Source organism: Citrobacter freundii complex sp. CFNIH9 (genome assembly GCF_002903305.1).
Taxonomy (GTDB): Bacteria; Pseudomonadota; Gammaproteobacteria; order Enterobacterales; family Enterobacteriaceae; genus Citrobacter; species Citrobacter portucalensis.
Genome location: NZ_CP026238.1, coordinates 2,494,150 through 2,519,526, shown reverse-complemented (window position 1 = coordinate 2,519,526; position 25,377 = coordinate 2,494,150). Strand labels below are relative to the sequence as shown.

The 25,377-nt window shown below is 53.3% G+C and carries 19 protein-coding genes and 2 pseudogenes; 10 read left to right on the top strand and 11 right to left on the bottom strand.

The window, feature by feature from the left end; translation table 11 throughout:
* Positions 1–238: 238 nt before the first annotated feature.
* The 6 genes and pseudogenes from C2U43_RS12765 to C2U43_RS12735 all read left to right on the top strand — a co-directional run bounded on the left by C2U43_RS12765 (position 239) and on the right by C2U43_RS12735 (position 6,855).
* Positions 239–1,237 carry an MsnO8 family LLM class oxidoreductase gene (locus C2U43_RS12765; protein ID WP_032943505.1) on the top strand — a complete coding sequence of 333 codons (999 nt, stop codon included), beginning with the start codon at positions 239–241 and terminating at the stop codon, positions 1,235–1,237.
* Positions 1,237–2,358 carry an amidohydrolase gene (locus C2U43_RS12760; protein ID WP_032943504.1) on the top strand — a complete coding sequence of 374 codons (1,122 nt, stop codon included), beginning with the start codon at positions 1,237–1,239 and terminating at the stop codon, positions 2,356–2,358. The genes C2U43_RS12765 and C2U43_RS12760 overlap by 1 nt, the downstream gene beginning before the upstream one ends.
* Before the next feature lie 25 nt (positions 2,359–2,383).
* Positions 2,384–4,642 (top strand): annotated as a pseudogene (locus C2U43_RS29585) (NtaA/DmoA family FMN-dependent monooxygenase).
* A 10-nt stretch (positions 4,643–4,652) separates the two neighbouring features.
* On the top strand, positions 4,653–5,162 hold the full coding sequence (locus C2U43_RS12745) for a GNAT family N-acetyltransferase (RefSeq protein ID WP_003833076.1): 510 nt from the start codon (positions 4,653–4,655) through the stop codon (positions 5,160–5,162).
* Between the two features lie 9 nt (positions 5,163–5,171).
* Positions 5,172–6,098, top strand: coding sequence for an amino acid ABC transporter permease (locus tag C2U43_RS12740; protein ID WP_008784820.1), 927 nt, complete (start codon positions 5,172–5,174; stop codon positions 6,096–6,098).
* Entirely contained in the window at positions 6,082–6,855 is a 774-nt protein-coding gene (locus tag C2U43_RS12735) for an amino acid ABC transporter ATP-binding protein (protein WP_048235343.1), read from the top strand. The genes C2U43_RS12740 and C2U43_RS12735 overlap by 17 nt, the downstream gene beginning before the upstream one ends.
* Before the next feature lie 35 nt (positions 6,856–6,890).
* Here C2U43_RS12735 and C2U43_RS12730 read toward each other — a convergent pair whose 3' ends face one another.
* Both C2U43_RS12730 and C2U43_RS12725 read right to left on the bottom strand, forming a co-directional pair.
* A complete protein-coding gene (locus C2U43_RS12730) occupies positions 6,891–7,880 on the bottom strand; it encodes a zinc-dependent alcohol dehydrogenase family protein (RefSeq protein WP_103285238.1) in 990 nt (329 codons plus the stop codon).
* 89 nt (positions 7,881–7,969) lie between these two features.
* The gene (locus C2U43_RS12725) at positions 7,970–8,899 is read right to left on the bottom strand and encodes a LysR family transcriptional regulator (RefSeq protein ID WP_071445647.1); all 930 of its coding nucleotides are present in this window, start codon (positions 8,897–8,899) and stop codon (positions 7,970–7,972) included.
* Between the two features lie 112 nt (positions 8,900–9,011).
* Between C2U43_RS12725 and C2U43_RS12720 the strand changes: the two genes are divergently transcribed.
* Positions 9,012–9,629, top strand: coding sequence for a glutathione S-transferase family protein (locus C2U43_RS12720; protein ID WP_071445649.1), 618 nt, complete (start codon positions 9,012–9,014; stop codon positions 9,627–9,629).
* Positions 9,630–9,698: 69 nt separating this feature from the next.
* Here the strand turns inward: C2U43_RS12720 and C2U43_RS12715 are convergent, their stop codons facing one another.
* Both C2U43_RS12715 and C2U43_RS12710 read right to left on the bottom strand, forming a co-directional pair.
* Complete coding sequence (locus C2U43_RS12715; RefSeq protein ID WP_008784815.1) at positions 9,699–11,009, bottom strand: MFS transporter; 1,311 nt, start codon at positions 11,007–11,009, stop codon at positions 9,699–9,701.
* Positions 11,010–11,083: 74 nt separating this feature from the next.
* The gene (locus C2U43_RS12710; protein ID WP_103285237.1) at positions 11,084–12,280 is read right to left on the bottom strand and encodes an L-talarate/galactarate dehydratase; all 1,197 of its coding nucleotides are present in this window, start codon (positions 12,278–12,280) and stop codon (positions 11,084–11,086) included.
* A gap of 319 nt (positions 12,281–12,599) precedes the next feature.
* Here C2U43_RS12710 and C2U43_RS12705 point away from each other — a divergent pair, with 319 nt between their 5' ends.
* Positions 12,600–13,604, top strand: coding sequence for a LacI family DNA-binding transcriptional regulator (locus tag C2U43_RS12705; protein ID WP_162623432.1), 1,005 nt, complete (start codon positions 12,600–12,602; stop codon positions 13,602–13,604).
* A 34-nt stretch (positions 13,605–13,638) separates the two neighbouring features.
* Positions 13,639–13,866, top strand: a complete 228-nt coding sequence (gene pptA, locus C2U43_RS12700; RefSeq protein WP_032943490.1) for a tautomerase PptA — start codon at positions 13,639–13,641, stop codon at positions 13,864–13,866.
* Positions 13,867–13,903: 37 nt separating this feature from the next.
* Here pptA and C2U43_RS12695 read toward each other — a convergent pair whose 3' ends face one another.
* Both C2U43_RS12695 and C2U43_RS12690 read right to left on the bottom strand, forming a co-directional pair.
* Positions 13,904–15,880, bottom strand: a complete 1,977-nt coding sequence (locus C2U43_RS12695; RefSeq protein WP_103285236.1) for an alkyl/aryl-sulfatase — start codon at positions 15,878–15,880, stop codon at positions 13,904–13,906.
* 213 nt (positions 15,881–16,093) lie between these two features.
* A complete protein-coding gene (locus tag C2U43_RS12690) occupies positions 16,094–16,666 on the bottom strand; it encodes a flavin reductase family protein (protein ID WP_003833054.1) in 573 nt (190 codons plus the stop codon).
* Positions 16,667–16,823: 157 nt separating this feature from the next.
* Between C2U43_RS12690 and nhoA the strand changes: the two genes are divergently transcribed.
* On the top strand, positions 16,824–17,669 hold the full coding sequence (nhoA, locus tag C2U43_RS12685; RefSeq protein ID WP_057068215.1) for an N-hydroxyarylamine O-acetyltransferase: 846 nt from the start codon (positions 16,824–16,826) through the stop codon (positions 17,667–17,669).
* A 58-nt stretch (positions 17,670–17,727) separates the two neighbouring features.
* On the opposite strand, the pseudogene C2U43_RS12680 reads toward nhoA, so the two are convergent.
* The 5 genes and pseudogenes from C2U43_RS12680 to C2U43_RS12660 all read right to left on the bottom strand — a co-directional run bounded on the left by C2U43_RS12680 (position 17,728) and on the right by C2U43_RS12660 (position 25,316).
* Positions 17,728–18,563 (bottom strand): annotated as a pseudogene (locus C2U43_RS12680) (PhzF family isomerase).
* Between the two features lie 99 nt (positions 18,564–18,662).
* Entirely contained in the window at positions 18,663–19,343 is a 681-nt protein-coding gene (narI, locus tag C2U43_RS12675; protein WP_103285234.1) for a respiratory nitrate reductase subunit gamma, read from the bottom strand.
* Entirely contained in the window at positions 19,340–20,035 is a 696-nt protein-coding gene (gene narW / locus C2U43_RS12670) for a nitrate reductase molybdenum cofactor assembly chaperone (RefSeq protein ID WP_003833045.1), read from the bottom strand. The genes narI and narW overlap by 4 nt, the downstream gene beginning before the upstream one ends.
* On the bottom strand, positions 20,035–21,579 hold the full coding sequence (narH, locus tag C2U43_RS12665; protein WP_103285233.1) for a nitrate reductase subunit beta: 1,545 nt from the start codon (positions 21,577–21,579) through the stop codon (positions 20,035–20,037). The genes narW and narH overlap by 1 nt, the downstream gene beginning before the upstream one ends.
* Entirely contained in the window at positions 21,576–25,316 is a 3,741-nt protein-coding gene (locus tag C2U43_RS12660; RefSeq protein WP_103285232.1) for a nitrate reductase subunit alpha, read from the bottom strand. The genes narH and C2U43_RS12660 overlap by 4 nt, the downstream gene beginning before the upstream one ends.
* Positions 25,317–25,377 lie beyond the last annotated feature (61 nt).

The following is a 25,377-nucleotide window of genomic DNA, read 5'->3' as shown; positions in this document are numbered from 1 at the left end:
GAAATGATTTTGATGCTATTACCGTGATGCCAACGACCCTATTATATTTTGTAGGCTATTAATTGCGGGTGTTTTTCTGTTTAGCGTTACAACCAGTACTGGGCGATCCAAATTTTAACCCTGGCAGCGACAGGGGCTGTTATCTACTTTTTAGCTGAGCAAATGTGAATTAAATGTTTCAGTATGGCTATTTGATAAATTAATAATAAAGACATGTTAACAAACATAGGCTCGTAACATGTCATATCGCCTGAGTATTCTGGATAAAAGCCCCATCGGTGAAGGTGAAACTGCCGCAACCGCGCTTTCCCGTACGTTGCGCCTGGCGCAACTGGCAGAAGAGTGGGGGTACCATCGTTTCTGGATCGCGGAACACCATAATACGGCACAGCTGGCCAGCCCATCGCCGGAGCTGGTGATCGCCTGGATCCTCGGGCAAACCCAGCATATCCGCGTAGGTTCCGGCGGCGTAATGCTGCAACATTACAGCCCGTACAAAGTGGCGGAAAACTTCAATCTTCTGGCATCGCTGGCTCCTGGACGTGTTGATCTCGGCGTAGGGAAAGCCCCTGGCGGCTTACCGCTGTCGACCCAGGCGTTACAGCATGGGCTGCATCAGGAAGAAAAAGGCAGTTTTGCCGACCAGCTTTCTTTGCTTAACGATTGGCTGGCGCTGAGCGGAACGGAAAGCGGGGAAACGGTATTCCCGACGCCAATTCCACCGATACCACCGGAAAAGTTTGTACTGGGAGCCAGTGTGCAAAGCGCGCAGTTAGCAGCACAATCCGACTGGAATTTCATCTTCGCAGCGCACCTCAATGGTGACAAAGCGTTATTGCATGACGTTTTGTCCTTCTGGCAGACCCACAGTGCACGCCCGACGATAGTCGCCGTCCAGGTGATTGTGGCTGACAGTTACGACACCGCTGCGCAACTGGCGGAAAACGTACAAATCTGGGGCGTGGAGCTGGAAGATGGTCAACGTGTCACGGTAGCCAGCGAAGAACAGGCGCTGGCGTTTGCCGCTCAGTCTGGCAGCCCACCACGCAAAATCGCGCGTCGTGAGCAGGCGTTGCTACATGGCACCGCTCAGGAGGTGATGGCAAAGCTGAATGCTCTGCATACGCAATTTGGCATTGACGAGTTCATTATCGACACGCCAGTGGCGCAAGGGCATGCGCGTCTGACATCGCTGCGTTTGTTGGCGCAAGCCCATAACGCCGTGGAGGTGCTCTGATGACTCTCGGCTCAACGCTTATCGACTGGCGTCGTGAACTACATCAGCATCCGGAGCTTTCCCTGCAGGAGGAAGCAACCACGGCGCGCATTCACGCCTGGTTGCACGCTGCGGACGTCGACATTCTGCCGTTCGAGCTGAAAACCGGTCTGGTCGTGGAAATTGGTCAGGGAGAAGATGTCATCGCGCTGCGGGCGGATATCGACGCGCTACCGATAGAAGAAAGCGCCGATGTTCCGTTTCGTTCACTCACGCCGGGCGTGATGCATGCCTGCGGGCATGACGTCCATACCAGCGTCATGCTTGGTGCAGCACTGCTGCTAAAACAGCAGGAAATAACCTTACCGGGGCGAGTACGTATTTTGTTTCAGCCAGCTGAAGAGAGTTTCGGCGGCGCAAAAACGTTGATCCGCGCCGGTGCGCTGCAAAACGTAGCGGCTATTTTCGGTATGCACAATGAGCCCGGTTTGCCAGTGGGCGAATTTGCCACACGCGGTGGCGCATTTTATGCCAATGTCGATCGCTTCGTACTGCGCATTAATGGCAAGGGTGCACATGCGGCGCGTCCGCATGAAGGTAAAGATGCCATCCTGCTCGCCAGCCAGTTGGTAACGGTGCTGCAAAGCGTTGCCAGCCGCGACATAAACACGCTGGATTCGGTGGTGCTCAGCGTGACCCGTATTCAGGGGGGAAACACCTGGAACGTACTGCCGGAGTCCGTTGAGCTGGAAGGGACACTCAGAACGCACCGAACCCAGGTGCAGCAGCAGGTTAAGGCCCGCGTTAATGACATCGCCGCCGGATTTGCCCACGCCTTTGGCGCACAAATCGACGTAATCTGGCATGCGGGACCAACCGCATTGGTAAATGATGATCGTTGGGCCGATATTGCCACCGCGGTGGCGAAACAGTCAGGCTATACCACCCACCATGCCGACCTGCATATGGGCGGGGAGGATTTTGCCGTCTACCTGCAAAATACACCTGGCGCATTTGTCAGTATTGGCAGCGCCAGTGAATACGGATTACATCACCCGGGATTTAATCCGGACGAGCGTTTAATTGAACCTGCCGCGCACTACTTTGCGCAGTTAGCAAAAACGGCATTCGCACACCTTTAAGTTTACCTGTTGGGTAGGGGTTATTATGGCTGAAAATCGGCAACTACGGCTCGGCACTATTCTACATGGCGCATCGGGAAATATGTCCGCGTGGCGCCATCCGGCGGCTCAGGCTGATGCCAGTATTAATTTTGATTTTGTCAAAGAGACAGCGCTTATTGCGGAAAAAGGGAAGCTGGATTTTATTTTTGTCGCCGATGGTCTGTATATTAATGAAAAATCAATCCCACACTTTTTAAATCGTTTTGAGCCGCTGACAGTATTATCCGCTTTGGCCAGTATCACCAAGAATCTGGGGCTGGTTGGCACGGTGTCCACATCATACAGCGAGCCGTTTACGACCGCACGGCAGTTCGCTAGCCTGGACCATCTCAGCAAGGGGCGCGCGGGTTGGAACGTGGTGACGTCGCCTCTGGAAGGATCGGCAAAAAACTATTCTCGCGCTCAGCATCCAGAGCATGCCCAGCGTTATCGTATTGCCGATGAATATTTACAGGTAGTGAAAGGGCTGTGGGATTCCTGGGAAGATGATGCTTTTACCCGTAATAAAACAAGCGGGGAATTTTTTAATCCGCAAAAAATGCACACGCTTAACCATCATGGAGATTATTTCCAGGTCGCCGGGCCATTAAATATTGGGCGTACACCACAAGGCCGTCCGATTATATTTCAGGCGGGCGCTTCAGCAGATGGCAAGAAATTAGCGGCGCAGCATGCTGATGCCATTTTTACCCATCAGGAGTCGCTGGCAGAGGCTAAAGCGTTCTATCAGGATGTAAAAAGCCAGCTGGAAGTCGCCGGACGACATCCCGATCAACTGCATATATTCCAGGGCGTCAGCGTTATTGTTGGCGACAGCGCAGAAGACGTTGAGCAGCAGTATCAGACTACCGCTGCGCTGGTCTCCGTTACTGACGCGCTGAACTATCTTGGCCGCTACTTTGAACATCATGATTTTGCCCAATATCCGCTGGACGCACCGTTCCCGGATCTGGGCACTCTCGGACAAAACAGCTTTCGCAGTACGACTGATGAGATCAAACGCAACGCACGCGAGCGTGGTTTAACACTTCGTCAGGTTGCTCAGGAAGCGGCCAGCCCACGTCCGCGTTTCAGCGGCACGCCACAACAGGTTGCCGACGGCCTGCAGCAGTGGTTCGACGAAAAAGCCGCAGACGGTTTTATCATCCAGGGTGGCACGCCGGATACCTTCCCGCGTTTTGTCGAACAGGTTGTCCCTGTGCTTCAGGCGCGCGGCCTGTTCCGCCATGAATATCCCGGTACGACCCTGCGCGCAAGCCTGGGATTAGCGACACCTGCAAATCAATTCACACAATAAGAGAAAAACGCTATGCAGAAAAAATCAGTATTTCTCGCGCTGTCACTGGCTTTCAGCGCGACCGTTTGGGCAAATGAGGTGACGATTAACGGCACCGGCGTAAGCCTGGAAGCCAATAAAGCGCCAATCAATACAGCAAAAAACCCGCAGGCGATCGCGCAGTTGCCCGCAAACCTGCACCTGGCCGTACCGGGCAAATTCACCGTGGCGATTGCCGGGCTCAGCCAGCCACCGCTGACCGTTTTTGCCGATGACAATAAGACGTTGATCGGCAGCGAGGCGGACATCGCGCGTCTGGTGGCTGACAGTTTGGGGCTGGAACTCAACGTTGTACCTACGTCATGGGAAGACTGGCCGCTGGGCGTCACTTCCGGCAAATACGATGCCGCGATCAGCAATATTACCGTCACCAAAGCACGCAAAGAAAAATTCGATTTCGCGACGTATCGGAAGGACTCTCTTGGCTTTTATGTCAAAACCGGTAGCAAGCTGAAGAAAATCGAGCAGGCGGAAGATATCGCAGGACTACGCATTATCGTCGGTTCGGGGACTAACCAGGAAGCCATTCTGTTGGCCTGGAACGATGAGAACGTGAAGAAAGGGTTACAGCCGTTTACGCCGGTATATACCAAAGATGATGCCGCGCAAACCCTGGCCCTACAGTCAGGCCGCGCCGATGCCTACTTCGGTCCTAATGTAATCGGCGCGTGGAAAGCTGCACTCAACGGTAAAACGCAATTAGTGGGTAGCGTTGATGGCGGTTGGCCAAAAGCGGCACATATCGCTGTGACGCTGAAAAAAGACAGCGGTCTGGTTCTGCCGGTACAAACCGCCCTCAACGGCGTAATTGGCAACGGCGACTATGACAAGGTGCTGAATCGCTGGGGAGAAGGGGTGGAACGCATTCCACAATCTGAAATCAACCCGGCCGGTTTAGGCGACTAAGGAGGTCATCGTGAGCGATCAATTTCGCGTGCTCTCACCGGAAGCCAGCGAGCTGCAGCCCATTTTGAACGGTCTGTTCGGTGAATATGCCGCCCGCTATGGCGATTACTTTTCTCGCGACGCTGAAGTGGAACTGACCGAATGGTATCTGGCGCCGCAGGGACTTTTTGTGGTACTGGAGCGCCGCGGCGAAATTATCGCCACCGGGGCTTACAAACCTTACGACAAGGACACCGCCGAGATTAAGCGTATCTGGACAAAAAGCAGCCTGCGTCAGCAGGGGCTGGCGGCGCGGGTGGTGCAGGAACTGGAACGTAGAGCGCTGCTCGCAGGCTACAGTCGGATTTATCTGACCACGGGATTTCGCCAGCCGGAGGCCGTCAGACTTTATTTAAGCCAGGGCTACGATCCGCAATTTGATACGACGCGCGATCCCGAAGAGTACAGCCTGCCGCCGTTTGATGGACGACTGCGCTTTACCAAACTGCTGACTATTGCCGGTCAGGCCAGAATCGCCTGAGGAGAGAAAATGAAAACGACAGATAGCATTAGAGTCGTACCGGCACGTTATCCCATGCGTACCGTAGGCGCGGTCATTGCCTTATTTGCCCTTGCGGTAATTCTCCAGTCCGTGGCGTTTAATCCGCGCTGGGAATGGAGCGTGTTTGCCCGCTGGTTCTTTGATCCGGTTATCTTGTCCGGCCTAGGGCAAACGCTGTTACTGACGCTGATCGGGACGCTGTTGAGTATTGTCATCGGCGGTCTGCTGGCGTTGGCACGGCTTTCATCTTCCTGGCTGTTGAACGGTCTGGCATGGGGGTACATCTGGCTGTTTCGTTCGTTACCGCTGATTGTGGTGCTGATCGTTTTGTACAACTTCTCCTATCTGTACGACACGTTGACGATTGGTATTCCGTTCACTCCCATTCAGTGGGGAAGTTTTGAGACCATCAATGTACTCGGTCAGTTTTCCACTGCGGTGGTTGGCCTGACGCTGGTGCAAAGCGCCTATACCGCTGAAATTATTCGGGGTGGATTTTTAGGGGTCGATCACGGTCAGTACGAGGCAGCGGCAGCACTGGGCTTACCAGCAGGGCGACGTACGCTGCGGATTATTCTGCCGCAGGCGCTGCGCACCATTTTGCCTGCTGGATTCAATGAAATCATCAGCCTGGCGAAAGGGACGGCGATGGTATATGTGCTGGCAATGCCGGAGCTGTTCTACACCATTCAGATGATATATAACCGCACGCAGGAAGTGATCCCGCTGCTGATGGTGGGTGCGGTGTGGTATCTGGTGATCACCAGCGTCCTGTCGTTAATTCAGCACCTGGTTGAACGTGCGTTGGCACGCAGCGAACGACGTTCAGCGATCAACACAGCCCGGGTGAGTCGTGCAGAAAAACGCAGTCGTCAACGTCCACAGCAGGAGGCCGTCCATGTCCCACTCGCCTGAAGGCCATATTTCTATTACCGGCGTTAGCAAATACTTTGGTCGCCACAAAGCGCTGGATAATGTGTCGCTGGAGATCCCTCCCGGTACGGTAACGGTTATTCTTGGCCCGTCCGGTTCAGGGAAATCCACACTCTTGCGGACCATCAACCATCTGGAACGCGTCGATGAGGGGTTTATTCAAATCGATGGCGATTACATTGGCTATCGTCGGCAGGGAGACAAGCTATATGAGCTGAAAGAGGCGGAAATTTTGCGCCAGCGTGTTAACGTCGGCTATGTGTTCCAGAACTTTAATCTGTTCCCGCACTTAACGGTTCTGGAGAATCTGATTGAAGCGCCCATTGCGCACGGACTGGCAACGCGTAAAACCGCCACCGAGCGGGCATTAACTCTGCTTGATGCGGTAGGGTTACGGAATAAAGCCGATGCCTGGTCGCGTCACTTATCCGGAGGTCAGCAGCAGCGTATCGCTATTGCCCGTGCGCTGGCGTTAAATCCGCGCGTCATGCTGTTTGATGAGCCTACATCTGCACTGGATCCTGAACTGGTCGGTGAAGTACTGGATGTCATTAAAGCGCTGGCGAAGTCGGGAACCACGCTGGTTGTGGTAACGCATGAGATTGGCTTCGCCCGGGAAGTGGCGGATCAGGTGGTGTTTATGGTCGATGGCAAAATCATCGAGCAGGGCAGCAGCGAGCAAGTGCTGAATCATCCACGCCACACGCGCACTCAGCAGTTTTTGTCGAAAGTGCTTTGAGACACATTGCGGCACAAGGCTGTGCCGCACAGAGGTTACAGAGCGACGACGATTTTGCCTACCTGGCCGTTGGCTTCCATGTATTGATGCGCCTCGACGATATCATCAAAGGCAAAGGTTTTATCAATCAGCGGTTTGAGCTGGCCAGACTGCAATCCTTCAAAGATAAACCGTTTCGCCCGCGCAAGTTTTTCTGCGTCCGTGGTGATTTCGAAAATCTCATAGCCGCGGAAGGTCAGATGACGACCGAGTATCTCAATGACCGGGATAGAAAGGTCACGTGAATCAAGCGAACCATACTGGTAAAAGAGCCCACCGGCTGGCATCACTTGGGCAATTTTTGCCACCGCTGGGCCACCGACCGGATCGAACACCACGCGGGTTCCTTTACCCTCAGTAATCCGCTGAATCTCGGCCACCAGATCCTGCTCCTGGCTTGCAATAACCTCTGCCGCGCCCAGTTGCAGCAGCTGATCACGTTTCTCACTGGTCCGTGTCATCGCAATCGGTTTTGCTCCCCGCATGTTAACAATTTGAATTGCCGCCAGTCCGACGCTGCTGGAAGCAGCATTGATCAGCACGTTATCACCGGGCTTAATATCCGCATATTCAACCAGCGCACCGAAAGCGGTCACATACATCATCCAGCTGGCAGCAGCCTCGGTAAAGCTCAGGTTTTGTGGATGCTTTACGACCGCGTGAGCGGGCGCATTAACGACTTCACCATACATTCCATATTGATGAAAGCTGAATGCCGGGATGACGCTAACGTAATCGCCAGGTGCAAACTCACGTACGTTGTCTCCCACTGATTCAATGACTCCGGCAGCTTCATAACCCAGTCGCGCTGGGAAATTAGGTTGGTAAATATACTGTCCGGTGCGGTACATAACTTCCGCACGGTTGATACCAATAGCCCGCACGCGGATCTGAACCTCATTTGCATCAGGCGCGGGAACCTGCATCTCCTGAATCTTCAGGACTTCAGCGCCACCAATTTGATTAAAAACTACGACCTTAGACATAGCAGACCTCAGTAAATTGTTCTGTATTGGGTCTGCACAATTTAACGACTCAGATGAGAGTGAAAAACCGTTGTTGCGGAACTTCACTATTACTTATTTTGTAATAATCCCTGAAGTCGCGGTTTTTGTTGGCTAAAAAGTTCGCATAACCAGTCAATGAATACCCGAACCCGAGGGGCGAGATGACGTCTGTCCGGGTAAAGCACCGAAACTGGTTTTGATTCTCCGGTATAATCGGCCAGCACCTCAACAAGCTGGCCTGACTGAAGATAGGGCGCAAGGACAGCATGAACGCCACGTATAATGCCGAGTCCAGATAAGCAGCCGGTCAACAGAATATCGGAGTTATCAACGCTTATCCGCCCTGCGGGGGTGAACGATTCGGTTTTACCTCTGTTGACGAAGGTCCATTCCAGCGCTTCGCGATGACGCTCGCTAAAAAAGTTAAGCGCCTGGTGTCGGGATAAATCCTCTGGTACCTGCGGCACCCCCTGTTTTTGCAGATAATCCGGTGAAGCACAGGTCACCATTTTGACCTCACCAAGCCGCCTGGAGATCAAGGTCGAATCTTGTAGCTCGCCAATACGGATCATGCAGTCGATGCCTTCGGCAAGCATATCGATTCTACGGTCGGTGGAGGTGAGCACCATCTCGATGTCAGGATACCGCGACTGGAAATCTTTCAGCGCAGGAACTAACACGGAGTGCGCCAGCGACAGAGGTGCATTAACCCTGAGTTTTCCGCGTGGCGGGCGAGTTGGCGAGAAAGAAGCCATGATGTCATCAACGTCACTGAGCAGTATTTTTGTGCGTTGGTAAAAAGCATCACCTTCTTCTGTCAGACTCACTTTACGAGTCGTGCGGTTAAGCAACTTTGCCCCCAGGTCGTCTTCAAGATGTTGGATAGCTTTGGTGACCGCAGGGCGGTGCAGGTGTAACACATCTGCGGCTCTGGCAAATCCACCTTGCTCAACAACCTGTACAAAAATGTTCATGTATTCAAACATACTGGAACGCATTGCTTATTCTCTCCCGGTATTCGACCATTGTTATTATGAAAGTAATAATCATGTCTGCATAGGTTGCCGAATGCTGCTCTACACTTAGGGTTTTAACGTTGGGGGTTGCAGCATGATTAAGGTCTATGGGGTACCGGGCTGGGGATCGGCCATCAGTGAAGTGATGCTCACACTGGCGGAGATCCCTTACAGCTTTATTGATGTGGACGGTTTTGACAGCGATGGTCCTTCGCGGGAGTTGCTTAAAACAATGAATCCGCTATGCCAGGTGCCCACGCTGGTACTGGAAAATGGCAGCGTGTTGACGGAAACGGCGGCGATCGCGCTGATGATCCTCGATCGTCGCCCCGAACTTTCACCACCCGTTGGACACGCCGAACGCCAGCAGTTTCAGCGTCTGCTGATATGGTTGGTGGCAAATGTCTATCCCACGTTTACCTATGCCGATTATCCTGACCGATGGGTACCGGACGCCCCGGCGCAGTTGAAAAAGAACTGCATTGAGTACCGTAAATCCCTCTATATGTGGCTGAACAACCAGCTAAGCGCCGAGCCGTACGCATTTGGGGATCAGCTAACACTGCTGGACATTTACATTGCCGTTATGCGCTCCTGGGGACCAGGGCATGACTGGTTTCAGGACAACACGCCGAATATTAGCGCCATCGCCGATGCGGTTTGTCAGCATCCGAGGCTGCGTACCGTACTGAAAAGCAATAAGATTATTTGAGTAAAAAACGCTGTTCCGCAGGAGTGCAAATCCCGGAACAGCGGGCGAACTATCGCCATAAGTTTTAAATTACGCGACAGAAGGGGTCAGCGTAATACGATCCAATGGACCCACGATAAACAGATAAGAAATCAGACCAATCAGCCCCATCGAACCGACGTACAGAATGGCGTAATCAAAAGACTGGGTATTCGCCAGAATGATGCCGATCACCAGTGGCGTGATGATACTGGCCATATTGCCGCACATATTGAAAACGCCACCTGCAATACCGAGCACTTCTTTTGGCGAGGTATCGCTAAGTACGCACCATCCCAGATTGCCAAAACCTTTGGCGAAAAACGCCAGACTCATCGCCGCGATCACCACAAATTCTGACGAGGTGTAGTTGGCGATAACGATGACGCAGGAAAGCAGCATTCCGCAGATAACCGGCAGCTTACGGGCAATCGTCAGGCTGTAGCCGCGCTTTAAAAGCCAGTCGGAGAAAACACCGCCTAATAATCCACCGATAAAACCGGCAATGGCAGGGATACTGGCGACAAACCCCACTTTGAGGATCGACATGCCTTTCGCCTGATACAGATAAGTAGGGAACCAGGTCAGGAAGAACCAGGTAATGGATGTCACGCAGAACTGTCCGATATATACGCCAATCATCATGCGGTTGACGCAGACGCTTTTAATTTGCGCAAAGGTAATCTTCTGTGGTTCTTTTTTATTACCCAGCGACGGTTCACCACCGCCTTCCCGAATATAGTCAATTTCCTGCTGGTTCACCTTTGGATGATGCATAGGGTCTCTGACTTTGACCAACCAGAAGATGCCAAGAATAACGCCTATTGCCCCAATGTAATAAAACACAAAGTGCCAACTGAGATTATGCAAAATAATCGTCATTAGCGGCGTAATAATCCCTAACGAGATATATTGCGCGGCCTGATAGACAGAGGTAACAAAGCCCCGTTCGTTATTAGGAAACCACTGCACGCTTAATCGGCTATTGGCCGGAAAGGCCGGAGCTTCAATCGCACCCATCAGTAATCGTAAGATAATCAATACGACAAGCGGGCTGGCGTACAGATAAATGGTGCCCTGAAACATAGTGACCAGCGACCAGCCAATCAGTGCGCAGCCGTATACCAGACGCGAGCCATAGCGATCCAGCAGCCAGCCGCCGGGGAGTTGCATAATGACATAAGAAATACCGAAGGCAGAAAAGGCCAGCCCCATTGCTTCAGGATCAAAACCTAATTCTTTGCTCATAATCGGCGCCACGACGGATAACGTCGCGCGATCGGCGTAATTAAATACGGTCGCAAGAAACAGAAATATCAGAATGCCGTAACGCACTTTTGTACGCTTTATTATTGTGTTCATCACCCACTCCTTTCATAAGCTTGAGAGCGTTTTTGTAGGGGAGGAGGGCGGGTATTGCTTACCCGCCAAATTAATTAAGGACGTTTGCCAAACTCGCAGGTTAATTGCGTCCAGCGGCGCGCCTGCTCGCTGATGCTGAAGCCCAGACCGTGACGATCGGAAACCCACATCCGGCCATCGCGCAGCTCAAGTTGTTCGTTAAATAACGGGTTCAGCCATTCGAAATGCTCCAGCCATGGTTCAAGTGGATAAGCGGCGGACAGATGCAGGTGAACTTCCATAGCGAAGTGCGGAGCCAACTTGCGACCATGTTTAGCCGCCAGGTCCATAATTTTCAGGAACGGTGAAATCCCTCCCACACGCGGTGCATCGGGCTGCACAAAATCGCTGGCATTGCCGAGGATCAGCTGTTCATGTTCGCGGAAGCTGGTCAGCATTTCACCTGTGGCAATCGGGGTATCAAGCGCGGCGGCCAGTTGGGCGTGACCTTCAACATCGTAGGCGTCCAGCGGCTCTTCAATCCAGATTAGATTGAACTGCTCCATTTTACGTCCCATACGGATGGCGGTTTCCCGATCCCACTGCTGATTGGCATCGACCATTAGCGGGAAGTCATTCCCCAGCGCTTCACGCACCGCGGTTAAGCGGCGAATATCCTCGGCGCAGTTTGGCTGACCAACCTTGAGTTTGATACCACCAATGCCGTTTTCACGGGAAATAACCACGTTTTTTAGCACCTGATCCAGCGGCGTATGCAGGAATCCGCCGGAGGTGTTGTAGCACTGCACGGAGTCCCGATGCGCGCCAAGCAGTTTTGCCAGCGGCAATCCTGCACGCTTGGCTTTCATATCCCATAATGCGATATCGATAGGGGAGATGGCCTGTACCGCCATGCCGCTGCGCCCCACGGAAGCGCCAGCCCACAGCAGCTTGGTGTAGATCTTGTCAATATCGTTTGGATCTTCACCTAACAGGTTATCGGCAATTTCTTTGGCATGCGCATAGATTCCCTGGCCGCCAGCCCGCTTGGAGTAACTAAATCCCACGCCTTCAAACCCGTCGCGGCTGCGGATCTCGGCGATGATTATGGCGACTTCAGTTAGCGGTTTCTGGCGACCGGTGAGCACTTTGGCATCGCTCACGGGTGTTGCCAGAGGAAGGAAAGCCAGAGACAGTTTTACCCATTCAATACGGTCACCGGTTTCTGCTGCGGTTTTAGCGTTAGCCGATTTGGCATAGGTCACGGCATCGGAATTGGCACTTAAAGACATATTGTTCTCTCCTGGTGATAACAAATGATTGCGCTATCATTTTTAATGTTAGCGCAATCACTGTGCCAGCGGATTGACTGCGATTTGAACAATTGCTCACAAATTCAGAGAGAGAAGGGTGGTAAATTATAAACGACGTCACATTTCAGTACTTTATGGAGAAATGCACAAATCATTGTGATTGCGCTATCATTGTGAGTGGCGATAATTAACTAAGCTGCTGTTTTCCCTGCGTTATCACTGAGCAACGCTGGCAATAGCCAAAATCATGATGAATAATGCCAGGATAAATCAGCGATTTTTGACAAGGGCATCGACAGTGAAAAATCCCAAACCACCGCGCGCTCCCACGCTGGAAGATGTTGCCCGTACCGCGGGATTGTCACCCATGACGGTGAGCAGGGCGTTGAATACCCCGCAGCTGGTGCGCCCGAAAACGGTTGAAAAAGTGATGCAGGCGGTGCGCGCCACCGGCTATATTCCCAACGCACTGGCTGGGGGACTGGCGTCGCGTCGCAGCAAGCTTATCGCCGTGGTTATTCCGCAAATTAACAACAATATGTTTGTCGATACCATCCAGTCATTAAGTGATGAACTGGCAGAACGCGGATACCACATTTTGCTCTGCGTGTCGGGTTATACGCCGCAAACAGAGGCGGAGCTGGTGGCGACGCTGCTTTCTCGTCGTCCGGATGGTGTAGTACTCACCGGTATTCATCATACCGCTGAGCTGAAAAAAGTGATTCTTAATGCGGCCATCCCGGTCGTGGAAATCTGGGATTTAACCCCAACACCCATCGATATGCTGGTCGGTTTTTCGCATGAAAAGGTCGGGCAAGCGGTGGCAGACTATCTGCTGAATAAAGGCTATCGACGTCCGGGGTTGTTATGGACTGCCGATCGCCGGGCAGGCCAGCGTAAACAAGGACTGTGCGATGCGTTGAGTCGTCATGGTATTGCGGCTGACGCACAGGTGGACGTCCCGCTACCGGCCTCTCTGGCATTGGGACGCACTGGATTAACGCAGCTATTGGCGGAGCGCGAGTTTGATGTCATTGTCTGTAGCTCTGATACGCTAGCCCAGGGGGCGATCATGGAGGCCGAAAGTCGCGGTATACGCGTGCCGCAAGAGTTGGCGGTAATCGGTTTTGGCGATCTGGATTTTGCTGCCAGCAATCGGCCCGCCATCACCACCGTCAGCGTCGACAGACGGGCCATCGGGCAACGTGCTGCCTCACTGCTTGCCGATCGTATCGAACAAATTCCGCGTGAAGACGATATTATTGATGTCGGTTTTCATCTGGTAGAACGAGAGTCCGCATAAGTTACCTGCAACCCAAAACAATAAGGAATCTGCTATGCCGCACGTTGATATTAAATGTTTTCCTCGCTCTCTTACCGACGAACAGAAAACCGCCCTGGCGGCGGATATTACCGAGGTTATTATTCGTCATTTGCAAAGCAAAGACAGTTCAGTCAGCGTGGCGCTCAATGAAGTTGAGCCAGAGGCGTGGCAGGCCGTGTGGGATAAGGAAATTGTGCCGCAGATGGCGAGATTAATTAAAAAACCTGGCTACAGTATGTAAGAAAAAACGGGCGGATTTCCGCCCGTTTTCGTTGTGCTTATGGCGTAACGATGTTGAACCAGAATTCGAATTTATCCATATAGCCGAGCATGGCATCAAGCTTGGCGCCGTCACCGGTTATCTTCACGTCACCGCTATCTTGTGCCTGTTTCAGCGTCACTTCCTTGAGGATGATTTTGTTCAGCGTATCGCGATTAAGCGTAATCGTAGCATCGGCATCTTTCGCTTCGGCATTGGCGGTATGGTTCAGGACGCCATTCTCCAGCTCAAGCTTATATTTACCGCCATCACTGCCAAGATCGATGTTAAACACCGACTTCGCATCACCCGCTTTTTGTCCGTTAATATGCACTGCCAGATAATCGAAGAACATTTCCGGCGTCATAGCACGAACGGTATCCGGGCTGGCGGTATTCGGGGTTGGGCCTTTGACCACGCCGTTACGCAGCTCTTGCGCGCCGGTCAGGTAGAAGTTACGCCACGGGCCGGATTCAGCCTGATAACCCAGTTGCTCAAGCGCATCTGCTTCCAGATTACGTGCGGCCTGGTTATTTGGATCGGCAAACACGACTTTGCTTACCACCTGTGCCACCCAGCGGTAGTTGCCCTGGTCATAGTCTGCTTTTGCTTTCTGCAAAATGGCGTCCGCACCACCCATGTAGTCGACAAATTTCTTCGCAGACTCTTCCGGCGGCAGCTCATCCAGCGTTGCCGGGTTGCCGTCAAACCAGCCGAGATAGAGCACATAGGTCGCTTTTACGTCATGGCTCACGGAGCCATAGTAACCGCGGTTAGCCCAGGTATGTGCCAGTGAGTCCGGCAGCTTAAAGTTGGCAGCGATTTCATCGCGGGTCAGACCTTCGTTAGCCATGCGTAGCGTCTGGTCGTTGATGTAACGATACAGATCGCGCTGACTTTTCAGCAGGCTGACCACCTTGCCATTACCCCAGGTTGGCCAGTGGTGCTGCGCCATCAGCACCTCGGCTTTATCACCCCAGCGCACAATCGCTTCGTTGATGTATTTGGACCACGGCAGCGGCTCACGAATTTTGGCTCCGCGCAGGGAGTAGGTGTTGTGCAGGGTGTGGGTAACATCTTCTGCGGATTCAATCAGTTTCTTCTCTTCGATGTACCACAGCATTTCCGACGGTGCTTCGGAACCCGGGGCCAGCATGAAGTCATAGGTCAGGCCATCGATGACCTCTTTTTGTCCATCTTTCTCAATGATATTTGTTGGCGCAATCAGGGTAACGGTTCCCGCGGAGGTCGTGGTTCCCAGTCCCGCGCCGACCTGGCCTTTGGCATCAGGTTTTAACAGGTTGCCGTACATGTAGCTCGCGCGGCGGCTCATGACGTTACCGGCCATGATATTCTCAGCGACCGCGGCTTCCATAAAGCCGGCTGGCGCATAAACTTTCACTTTGCCCGCTTTAACGTCGGCTTCATCGACAACGCCGCGTACGCCGCCGTAATGGTCAACGTGGCTGTGGGTATAAATCACCGCAACAACTGGTTTTTGACCGCGGTTTTTAAAGTAAAGATCCATCCCGACTTTGGCCGTTTCTGCCGAGACCAGCGGGTCAACAACGGTGATGCCTTCTTTACCTTCAATAATGGTCATGTTTGACAGATCGAGGTTACGAATCTGGTAAACGCCATCCGTTACTTCAAACAGCCCGCTGATGTTGATCAACTGAGATTGACGCCACAGGCTCGGGTTTACCGTATCCGGGGCTTTATCGCCTTCTTTGATGAACGCGTACTGCTGCGGATTCCAGATAACATTTCCCTGCTCGCCCTTGATCACGTCCTGCGGGAGTGGGGCGATAAAGCCTTTGTGGGCGTCGGTAAAGTCGGTGTTATCGGAGAAGGGCAGTTGATTGTAAAGCGCGTTGTTGGCTTGTTGCGTGGCGGCTGTAGCGTCTTTGGGGGCTTCAGCGGCCATAAGGGGAACAGAAAACGATGTGAGTAACCCAGCAAGTATAAAACTTTGTGCGATTCTATTAAGTTGCATCGTAAAACCTCTCTGACACTTCAAAAGTACAGTTGGGGATGCTGCTTTGACGGATAGCGTTTTGATTAGGTATTTGAGTTAGTGCAAGATTAACTATAATTCACATGAATGATTAGGCAAGGAAGGCAGAGTAATTTATCTAACTGGTTTTTCAGAAGTTTTAAGAAAACAGTTGCGGATGACAGAGCAGAACTGCCATCCGTTAGCATACTATCATTCACCTGCGATAATGCGTTTCCCGCTGGAGATAAACGTTCCTGCCCCAAGGTGATGCAGAGTATTGAGCTTGCCATCATCAAACTGCCAGCGTCCTTCCACGAAGGCTCGCTCATCAGCGGCAGCGGAGACCACTTCCCCAAACAGAGTGTCATATTTTTCCTGTGCCGCCGTGGCTGGCAACAGGCGACACTCCATCCAGGCCAGACATTTCGCTTCTATCAGCGGTAAACCTAGCACGGGTCCTTGCACCACGGGAATGCCGTAACAGTTGAATTTATCTTCCACGCGACCGGAAACGCTGCCTACGGCCCAGGTCCAGTTGACGGCGGCGATACCCGGAATAACGATGCCGAATTTACCGCTACGTTCAATGAGATCCCGCGACCAGGCGGTCTTATCAACAACAATTGCTACCCGCGGCGGCTCAAATTCCACGGGCATTGACCATGCCGCAGCCATCACATTTCGCCGCTCGGTATGCTCATCCCGGCTGGTTATCAATATCGTTGGGCCATGATTGAGTAGCCGGCTGGCATGTTTTAATTCGATCGGACGAAAATGGCTCATGGATGCTCCTTGGCTGATTGATAACACACCACAATAAACATAGATATTAACGGTATTAGCGATTTTGTCGCCTCACAGGAATTAACAACGCACAAAATCGACAGCGTAAAACGAAAAATACGTTATAAGTACTGCATTAATCGAACAGGAACTCCGTATGACGCCTTTTTTAACCGCTTATTTTGCCCGTATTGGCTGGTCAGGTTCGGCCAACGTCAACCTTGAAACCTTGCAAGCGCTACATCTACTGCACAACAGCGCAATTCCCTTTGAAAACCTGGATGTATTACTGCCAAGAGAGATGCAGCTTGACGATTTGTCGCTGGAAGAGAAGCTGGTAACGGCGCGTCGTGGCGGTTATTGCTTTGAACAGAACGGCGTGTTTGAGCGCGCGTTACGCGAAATCGGTTTTAACGTACGTAGCCTTCTCGGTCGCGTGGTACTGGCAAATCCGTCAAGTCTGCCGCCGCGCACGCATCGTTTGTTGCTGATTGAATTACAGGGTGAACAGTGGATCGCTGACGTTGGCTTTGGCGGGCAAACGCTGACAGCACCAATTCGTCTGCAGGCCAACACTGAGCAGAAGACGCCACACGGCGAATATCGGCTGATTCAGGAAGGTGAAGATTGGATCCTCCAGTTCCGTCATCACGAACACTGGCAGTCAATGTATCGTTTCGATCTGGTCGTGCAGCATCAGAGCGATTATCTGATGGGCAACTTCTGGTCCGCACACTGGCCGCAATCACATTTTCGCCATCATCTGCTGATGTGCCGTCATCTGCCCGACGGCGGGAAATTAACGTTAACCAATTTTCACTTTACCCATTATCAGGATGGACATGCGGTAGAGCAGATTAATTTGCCTGACGTCGCCAGTTTGTATGCGTTGTTGCAAGAACGATTTGGACTGGGTGTGGATGACGTGAAGCATGGATTTACCGAAGATGAGCTGGCGACGGTCATGGCGGCGTTTGATACGCATCCGGAGGCGGGGAAATAGGGGCATCGGAAGTCATGCCGGATACGGCGTCATCGCCTTATCCGGCCTTCGGGAACAATTAAAAATCTAACGCCCATTCTGCGTGAAACAGGATCACCGCCGAACCGGTAATGGTGACTTTTTCCGGCTGGTTTTCACGGATAGTCACCGTCACATCAACAATCCCGTCGCGCCCGAGCGCACGGCCCTGATGCCCCTGAACACGTAACGTTTTCCCATCATGCGCCATCAGCCCATGGTGGACCAGCCACGCGCCCATTGGACCGTTGGCATTGCCGGTAACCGGGTCTTCCACAATACCAATAGCAGGTGAAAACATGCGGCCATCAGTGGCATTTTCGCCCTCGCGGATTTGAAAAGGGAAAAAGCCGTTACAGCCAATTTGCTGGCTGATGGCGGTCAAAGCCGGTAAATCAGGGGAAAGGGCGTCTAGGTCCACCTCGGGTTTCAGTGGAATCATCACTTTCGAATGTCCGGTCGTGGCAACCTGAATGGGTAAGCCTGCCAGCATATCGTCTTCGCTCAGGTGCAGCGCATCGAGAATCGCAGTACGAACAGCGCCCTCCAGCGGAGGTTCAAAACCCGGTTCACCTTGCTCAAGGCTAATGCGATAGTCGTTCCCGGTAGCGTCAATATCCACCCGATGACGTCCGGCCAGCGAGGTTTGCCAGACCGTGCAGTTACCCAGACCCAGCACCTTAGCCCGCACATAATGCGCGGCGACGGTAGCATGCCCACAGATAGGAACTTCGACCGTCGGGGTGAAATAGCGGATGCGAACATCGCTGTCGTCACTGGTCAGCAGAAATGCGGTTTCTGAATGACGCAGCTCGCGAGCGATGAGCTGCAAGGGACCGGGGTAAAGGCATCGACGTGGTAAACCTGTGGTTTCATTAGTGTTCTCCCTGAAATGGAGAAGCATCATAACGTACAAAAAGCGGGATAGCGATGCAGGCCCGGTAAGCGCAAGCGCTACCGGGCATCAGAGTTCAATTATCGGCGGGAACGAACTATTTGATAGCGGCGAGTGAAGTACTCAAACGGCGCACTCCATACGTGGACCAGACGGGTGAACGGGAATAGCAGGAAGATAGTCATCCCCAGAACCAGGTGCACACGGAAAATCAACGCCACGCCATCCAGATGTGCAGATGCGCCGCCCTGGAAGGTCACCACTGACTGCGCCCAACCAACCAGTTTCAGCATTTCACTGCCGTCAGGATGCTGTGCGGAGAACGGGATAGTGGTTAAACCGAGGATACACTGAATCAGCAGAACGCAAAGGATCAGAATATCAGCGGCGGAAGACGTTGCACGTATGCGCGGGTTGGTCAGACGCCGCACCAGCAAGCCTGCGCCACCAACCAGCGTCAGTACGCCACAAAGCCCACCGGCAATCATCGCCATCTGTTGTTTCACCGCAATCGGCAGGAACCAGGCATACATCCAGTGCGGCGTTAGCATGCCGAACAGGTGACCGAAAAAGATCCCCAGAATGCCGATGTGGAACAGGTTTGACCACAGCACCATGCCGCGTTTGTCCAGCATCTGGCTGGAAGAGGCGCGCCAGGTGTATTGCCCGTAGTCATAGCGTAGCCAACTGCCGAGGATAAACACCGTACCGCACAGGTACGGGTAGATATCGTAAAAAAAGACGTTCAGGTACTGTATCATTTCGGGCCTCCCGCGCTGACGTCGACATACTGCGGCGCCACGTCCTGGCTAAAGCGTCGTTGATAGTTTTGTAACGGTGAACTGTCGCAGGCGGTGGCGTTATCCTCGATAAACTTCACCTGTTCCTCTTCCCACACCGCATCCAGCGCCTGACGGGTATCATCGCGGGTTTCAGCACCAACCTGCTTAGTGACACTGTCACTTGAAAGAGGACTTCCGGCAAGCAGCAGCAGGGCGTCAAACAGTTGATACCATGGCGTATCGCGCTGTTTTAAGCGCCCGCCCAGCAGAGCCAGAATCGGTGCAACGTTCTGCAGTCCTTCTTTGGCCTGGTCCTCCGGCAACACGCTCAAATACTCCAGATACAACGGCAGGTGATCCGGTAGTTCGCGGCAATCGAGCTGTAGCCCGACCTTTTCATACTGCGCCAGCAGATCAACCATCGCCTGACCCCGGTCACGGGACTCGGCGTGCACGTGCTCAAACAGCAGCAGAGAGGTGGCCCGGCCCCGGTCGAATATTTCGCACCATTCCGCTTGTTTATCCAGCAGTGGCGCATTGAGCAATCCCTGGCTAAATTCGGTAAGCATGGGGGCATCGCTGGCCACAAGCGCCAGCGCGTCGTCTTTACACTCCCACAGCAGCTCGTCGGGATATTCCATCAGCAGGCCGATAACCTTCAGGATTTGCATTATTCACCCTCCGCTTTATCGCGCACTTCGGTGATGTCGATTGCATCGATACGGCTACTGTTAAACAGGTTGAATTTGGTATCTGAGCCATGGCAGCCGTCACCGAAAGTAAATCCGCAGCCGTTTTTCTCCGGGAAGGCATCGCGCGCCATTTCGCGGTGGCTGGTCGGGATCACAAAGCGATCCTCATAGTTGGCGATGGCCAGATAGCGATACATCTCTTCAACCTGCTCAACGGTCAAACCCACTTCCTCAATCGCGCGGGTGTCCGTCACGCCTTCCACTGTCTGCGCACGCATATAGTGGCGCATGGCCATCATACGTTTCAGCGCGCGCAGCACCGGACCGGTATCACCCGCACTGAGCATGTTGGCGAGGTACTGAACCGGAATTCGCAGCGACTCAACCGCCGGCAAAATGTTGCCATTGTGCGGCAGTCCGCCCGCGTCGGCGACCGACTGAATCGGTGACAATGGCGGTACATACCAGACCATCGGCAGGGTGCGATATTCCGGGTGCAGCGGCAGCGCCAGCTTCCAGTCCATCGCCATTTTGTAGACTGGCGAACGTTGGGCCGCTTCGATGACGTTGTGCGGAATACCTTGTTTTAACGCCTCTTCAATGACCGCCGGATCGTGCGGATTGAGGAATACATCGCACTGACGCTCATAGAGATCGGTCTCATGCTCGGTGCTGGCCGCTTCTTCGATGCGGTCGGCGTCGTACAGCAATACGCCGAGATAACGAATACGTCCAACGCAGGTTTCCGAACATACCGTCGGCTGGCCGGACTCAATACGTGGGTAGCAGAAAATGCACTTCTCTGACTTACCACTCTTCCAGTTAAAGTAGATTTTTTTGTACGGACAGCCGCTGATGCACAAGCGCCAGCCGCGACATTTGTCCTGGTCGATCAGCACAATGCCGTCTTCTTCACGCTTATAGATAGCACCGCTTGGGCAGGTGGCGACACAGCTTGGATTCAGGCAGTGCTCGCACAGGCGCGGTAAATACATCATGAAGGTGTTTTCGAACTGGCCGTACATCTCTTTTTGCATCTTCTCGAAGTTACGGTCGCGGGCACGTTTTGAAAATTCGCCGCCAAGCAGTTCTTCCCAGTTTGGACCCCAGATAATCTTGTCCATCCGCTTACCATCGATCAGCGAACGCGGACGCGCGGTGGGCTGATTCTTGCTTTCCGGCGCGCTATGCAGATGCTGATAATCGTAAGTAAACGGCTCATAGTAATCATCGATTTGCGGGATTACCGGGTTGGCGAAAATTTTGGTGATGACGCCCATCTTACCGCCCAGACGCGGTCTTATCTTGCCGTCAACATCGCGAACCCAGCCGCCTTGCCACTCTTCCTGATCTTCCCAGTTTTTTGGATAGCCAATCCCCGGTTTAGTCTCGACGTTGTTAAACCACGCATATTCCATCCCTTCACGCCCGGTCCAGACGTTTTTACAGGTGACGGAGCAGGTGTGGCAGCCGATGCACTTATCCAGATTAAGAACCATGCCTACCTGTGAGCGTATTTTCATTTTTTCGCCTCCTGTACCTGATCGCGACCTTCATCATCCAGCCAGTTAATATTTTTCATTTTTCTAATCATGATGAACTCATCGCGGTTAGAGCCGACCGTACCGTAATAGTTGAAGCTGTATGCCAGCTGCGCATAGCCACCTATCATGTGCGTGGGTTTCGGGCAGACGCGGGTCACCGAGTTATGGATCCCGCCGCGCATCCCGGTCACTTCTGAGCCAGGGATATTCATGATTCGCTCCTGAGCGTGATACATCATGGTCATTCCCGGTGGCACGCGTTGACTCACCACTGCACGCGCGGTGAGCGCACCGTTGGCGTTGAAGGCTTCAATCCAGTCGTTATCCTCAATGCCCAGCTCTTTGGCATCGGTCTCGCTGATCCAGACAATAGGTCCGCCGCGCGACAGCGTCAGCATCAGCAGGTTTTCGCTATAGGTGGAGTGGATCCCCCATTTCTGGTGCGGCGTCAGGAAGTTGAGCGCTTTTTCCGGGAAGCCGTTAGGCGGAACCTCGCGCATTTCACTGACGCTGCGGGTATCGATAGGTGGACGATACGCCACCAGACTTTCACCGAACGCTCGCATCCACGCGTGATCCTGATACAGCTGCTGGCGACCGGACAGAGTACGCCATGGGATCAGCTCGTGGACGTTGGTATAGCCTGCGTTATAGGAAACATGTTCACTTTCCAACCCGGACCAGGTGGGGCTGGAGATGATTTTGCGCGGCTGCGCCTGGATATCGCGAAAACGGATCTTTTCGTCTTCTTTGTTCAACGCCAGGTGCGTATGGTCGCGTCCGGTCATCGCCCCCAGCGCTTCCCAGGCTTTCACCGCCACCTGACCGTTTGTTTCCGGTGCCAGGGCGAGGATCACCTCAGAGGCATCCAGCGCGGTGTCAATCAGCGGGCGTCCTTTTGTCGGGCCTTCGCGCTTGGTGTAGTTCAGCTTGCCGAGGAAATCGACTTCCGCCTGGGTATTCCACGCAATGCCTTTCCCGCCGTTACCGAGTTTGTCCATGAGCGGGCCAAGTGAAGTAAAGCGTTCGTAGGTGGCGGGGTAGTCACGCTCCACAACGGCGATATTCGGTGCCGTTTTGCCCGGGAGGAGATCGCATTCGCCTTTGCGCCAGTCCTGAATGTCAAACGGCTGCGCCAGCTCTGCCGGAGAGTCGTGTTGCAGCGGTTGCAATACCACATCCGTTTCTTGTCCAAGGTGTCCGACGCAAACCTCAGAAAATACTTTGGCGATGCCTTTATAAATTTCCCAGTCGCTCTTCGATTCCCATGCCGGGTCGACCGCCGCAGACAACGGGTGAATAAACGGATGCATATCCGAGGTATTCATATCGTCTTTTTCATACCAGGTAGCGGTTGGCAGTACGATATCGGAGAACAAACAGGTACTGGACATTCGGAAATCGAGCGTGACCAGCAGATCGAGCTTGCCCTCTATCGCCGCCGACTGCCATTCAACCTCTTCAGGTTTAATACCCTCGCTTGAACCGAGCGCTTCCCCCTGGATCCCGCTTTCGGTACCCAGCAAATATTTGAGCATGTATTCATGCCCTTTACCGGAGGAGCCGAGCAGGTTAGAGCGCCAGACGAAGAGGTTGCGCGGATGGTTGTTGCCGTTATCTGGCTGTTCGCAGGCAAAACGAATATCACCTGACTTCAGCGCCTGTGCGGTGTATTGCGCAGGAGATAGCCCTGCTTGTTCGGCTTTTGCTTTAACAGTCAAAGGGTTGAGGTTAAGCTGCGGCGCAGACGGCAGCCAGCCCATCCTTTCTGCCCGCACGTTAAAGTCAATCAAATGTCCGCTAAATTTCGACGCGTCGGCCAGCGGAGAGAGGAGTTCCTGCGCGGTGAGTTTTTCATAACGCCACTGGCTGGAGTGGTTGTAGAAAAACGAAGTGCTGTTCATCTGACGCGGTGGTCGGTTCCAGTCCAGCGCAAAGGCCAGCGGCAACCAACCGGTTTGCGGTCGCAGTTTCTCCTGACCCACATAGTGCGCCCAGCCGCCGCCGCTTTGTCCCACGCAGCCACAGAACACCAGGATGTTAATCATGCCACGGTAGTTCATATCCATGTGATACCAGTGGTTGACGCCAGCGCCGAGAATGATCATCGAACGGCCATGCGTTTTGTGCGCAGTATCAGCAAACTCACGGGCGATCTGTTCGATATGACGCCGTGGCACACCGGTAATTTGCTCGCCCCAGGCCGGGGTGTAGGCTTTCACTTCGCTGTAATCTTGCGCGCTATGAACGTCATCCAGACCACGATCGAGGCCATAATTCGCCAGCACCAGATCATAGACGCTCACCACCGGGCAACGGCTACCGTCAGCGAGGGTAAGATGTTTTACCGGTAGTTGACGGATCAGCACCGGTTCTTGTTTTACACTGCGAAAATGTGGGTTTTCGTTGCCGCCAAAATAGGGGAATGCCACGCCGGTCACTTCATCATGCTGACCAAGCAGCGAAAGAGAAAGTTCAGTTTCAGCCCCAGCGGCCAACGACTCGAGGTTCCATTTGCCTGTTTCACCCCAGCGAAAACCGATAGATCCGTTCGGGACAACCAGTTCGCCAGCGCTGTTAAAGGCTACCGTTTTCCACTCTGGATTGTTGCTTTCGCCCAGACCATCAACAAGGTCTGAAGCACGCATCATGCGTCCAGGCACGTAGCTGCCATCTTCGCGGGCATCCAGTAAAACCAGCATCGGCATGTCGGTATAGCGACGACAGTAATTGAGGAAATAATCGCTGGGATTGTCGAGGTGGAACTCTTTCAGGATGACGTGGCCCATCGCCATTGCCAGCGCGCTGTCTGTCCCTTGTTTGGGTGCCAGCCACTGATCGCACAGTTTGGCGACTTCCGAGTAATCCGGCGTAATGGCAATCGTCTTGGTGCCTTTGTAGCGTACTTCTGTGAAAAAGTGCGCATCCGGGGTACGGGTCTGCGGCACGTTAGAGCCCCAGGCGATGATATAGCTGGAGTTATACCAGTCGGCGGATTCAGGAACGTCGGTCTGCTCGCCCCAGGTCATCGGTGACGCGGGCGGTAAGTCGCAGTACCAGTCATAGAAACTCAGACAGGTTCCGCCGATTAGCGAAAGATAGCGTGTGCCGGCGGCATAGGAAACCATCGACATCGCCGGGATCGGGGAGAAACCGACCACGCGATCCGGGCCGTAGGTTTTCACCGTCCAGACGTTGGCGGCAGCAATCAGCTGATTAAGCTCTTTCCAGTTGGAACGGATAAACCCACCGCGCCCGCGTACCTGCTTGTAGCTCTGGCATTTTTGCGGGTCGTTCATAATGGATTCCCAGGCCAGCACCGGATCGGGCTGGCGGGAGAGGGCGTCGCGCCACAATTCGATTAAGCGTTTACGCACCAGCGGATATTTCAGGCGGTTAGCGCTATAGAGATACCACGAGTAGCTGGCGCCGCGTGGACAGCCACGGGGCTCATGATTTGGCAGGTCAGGACGAGTACGCGGGTAGTCGGTTTGCTGCGTTTCCCAGGTCACCAGCCCGTTTTTAACGTAGATCTTCCAGCTGCATGAGCCGGTACAGTTAACGCCGTGGGTAGAACGCACAATTTTGTCGAACTGCCAGCGCTGACGATAGCTGTCTTCCCAGTCCCGGTTGGTGTGCATCACTTGCCCGTGCCCCTCGGCAAACGTATCGCCCTTTTGTTTAAAGTAGCGAAAGCGGTCTAACAGTTTACTCATGACATAACTCCTGCTTCGATAATATTGCCGACGGTGAATCGAACTCCAGGCCTGATCCGAC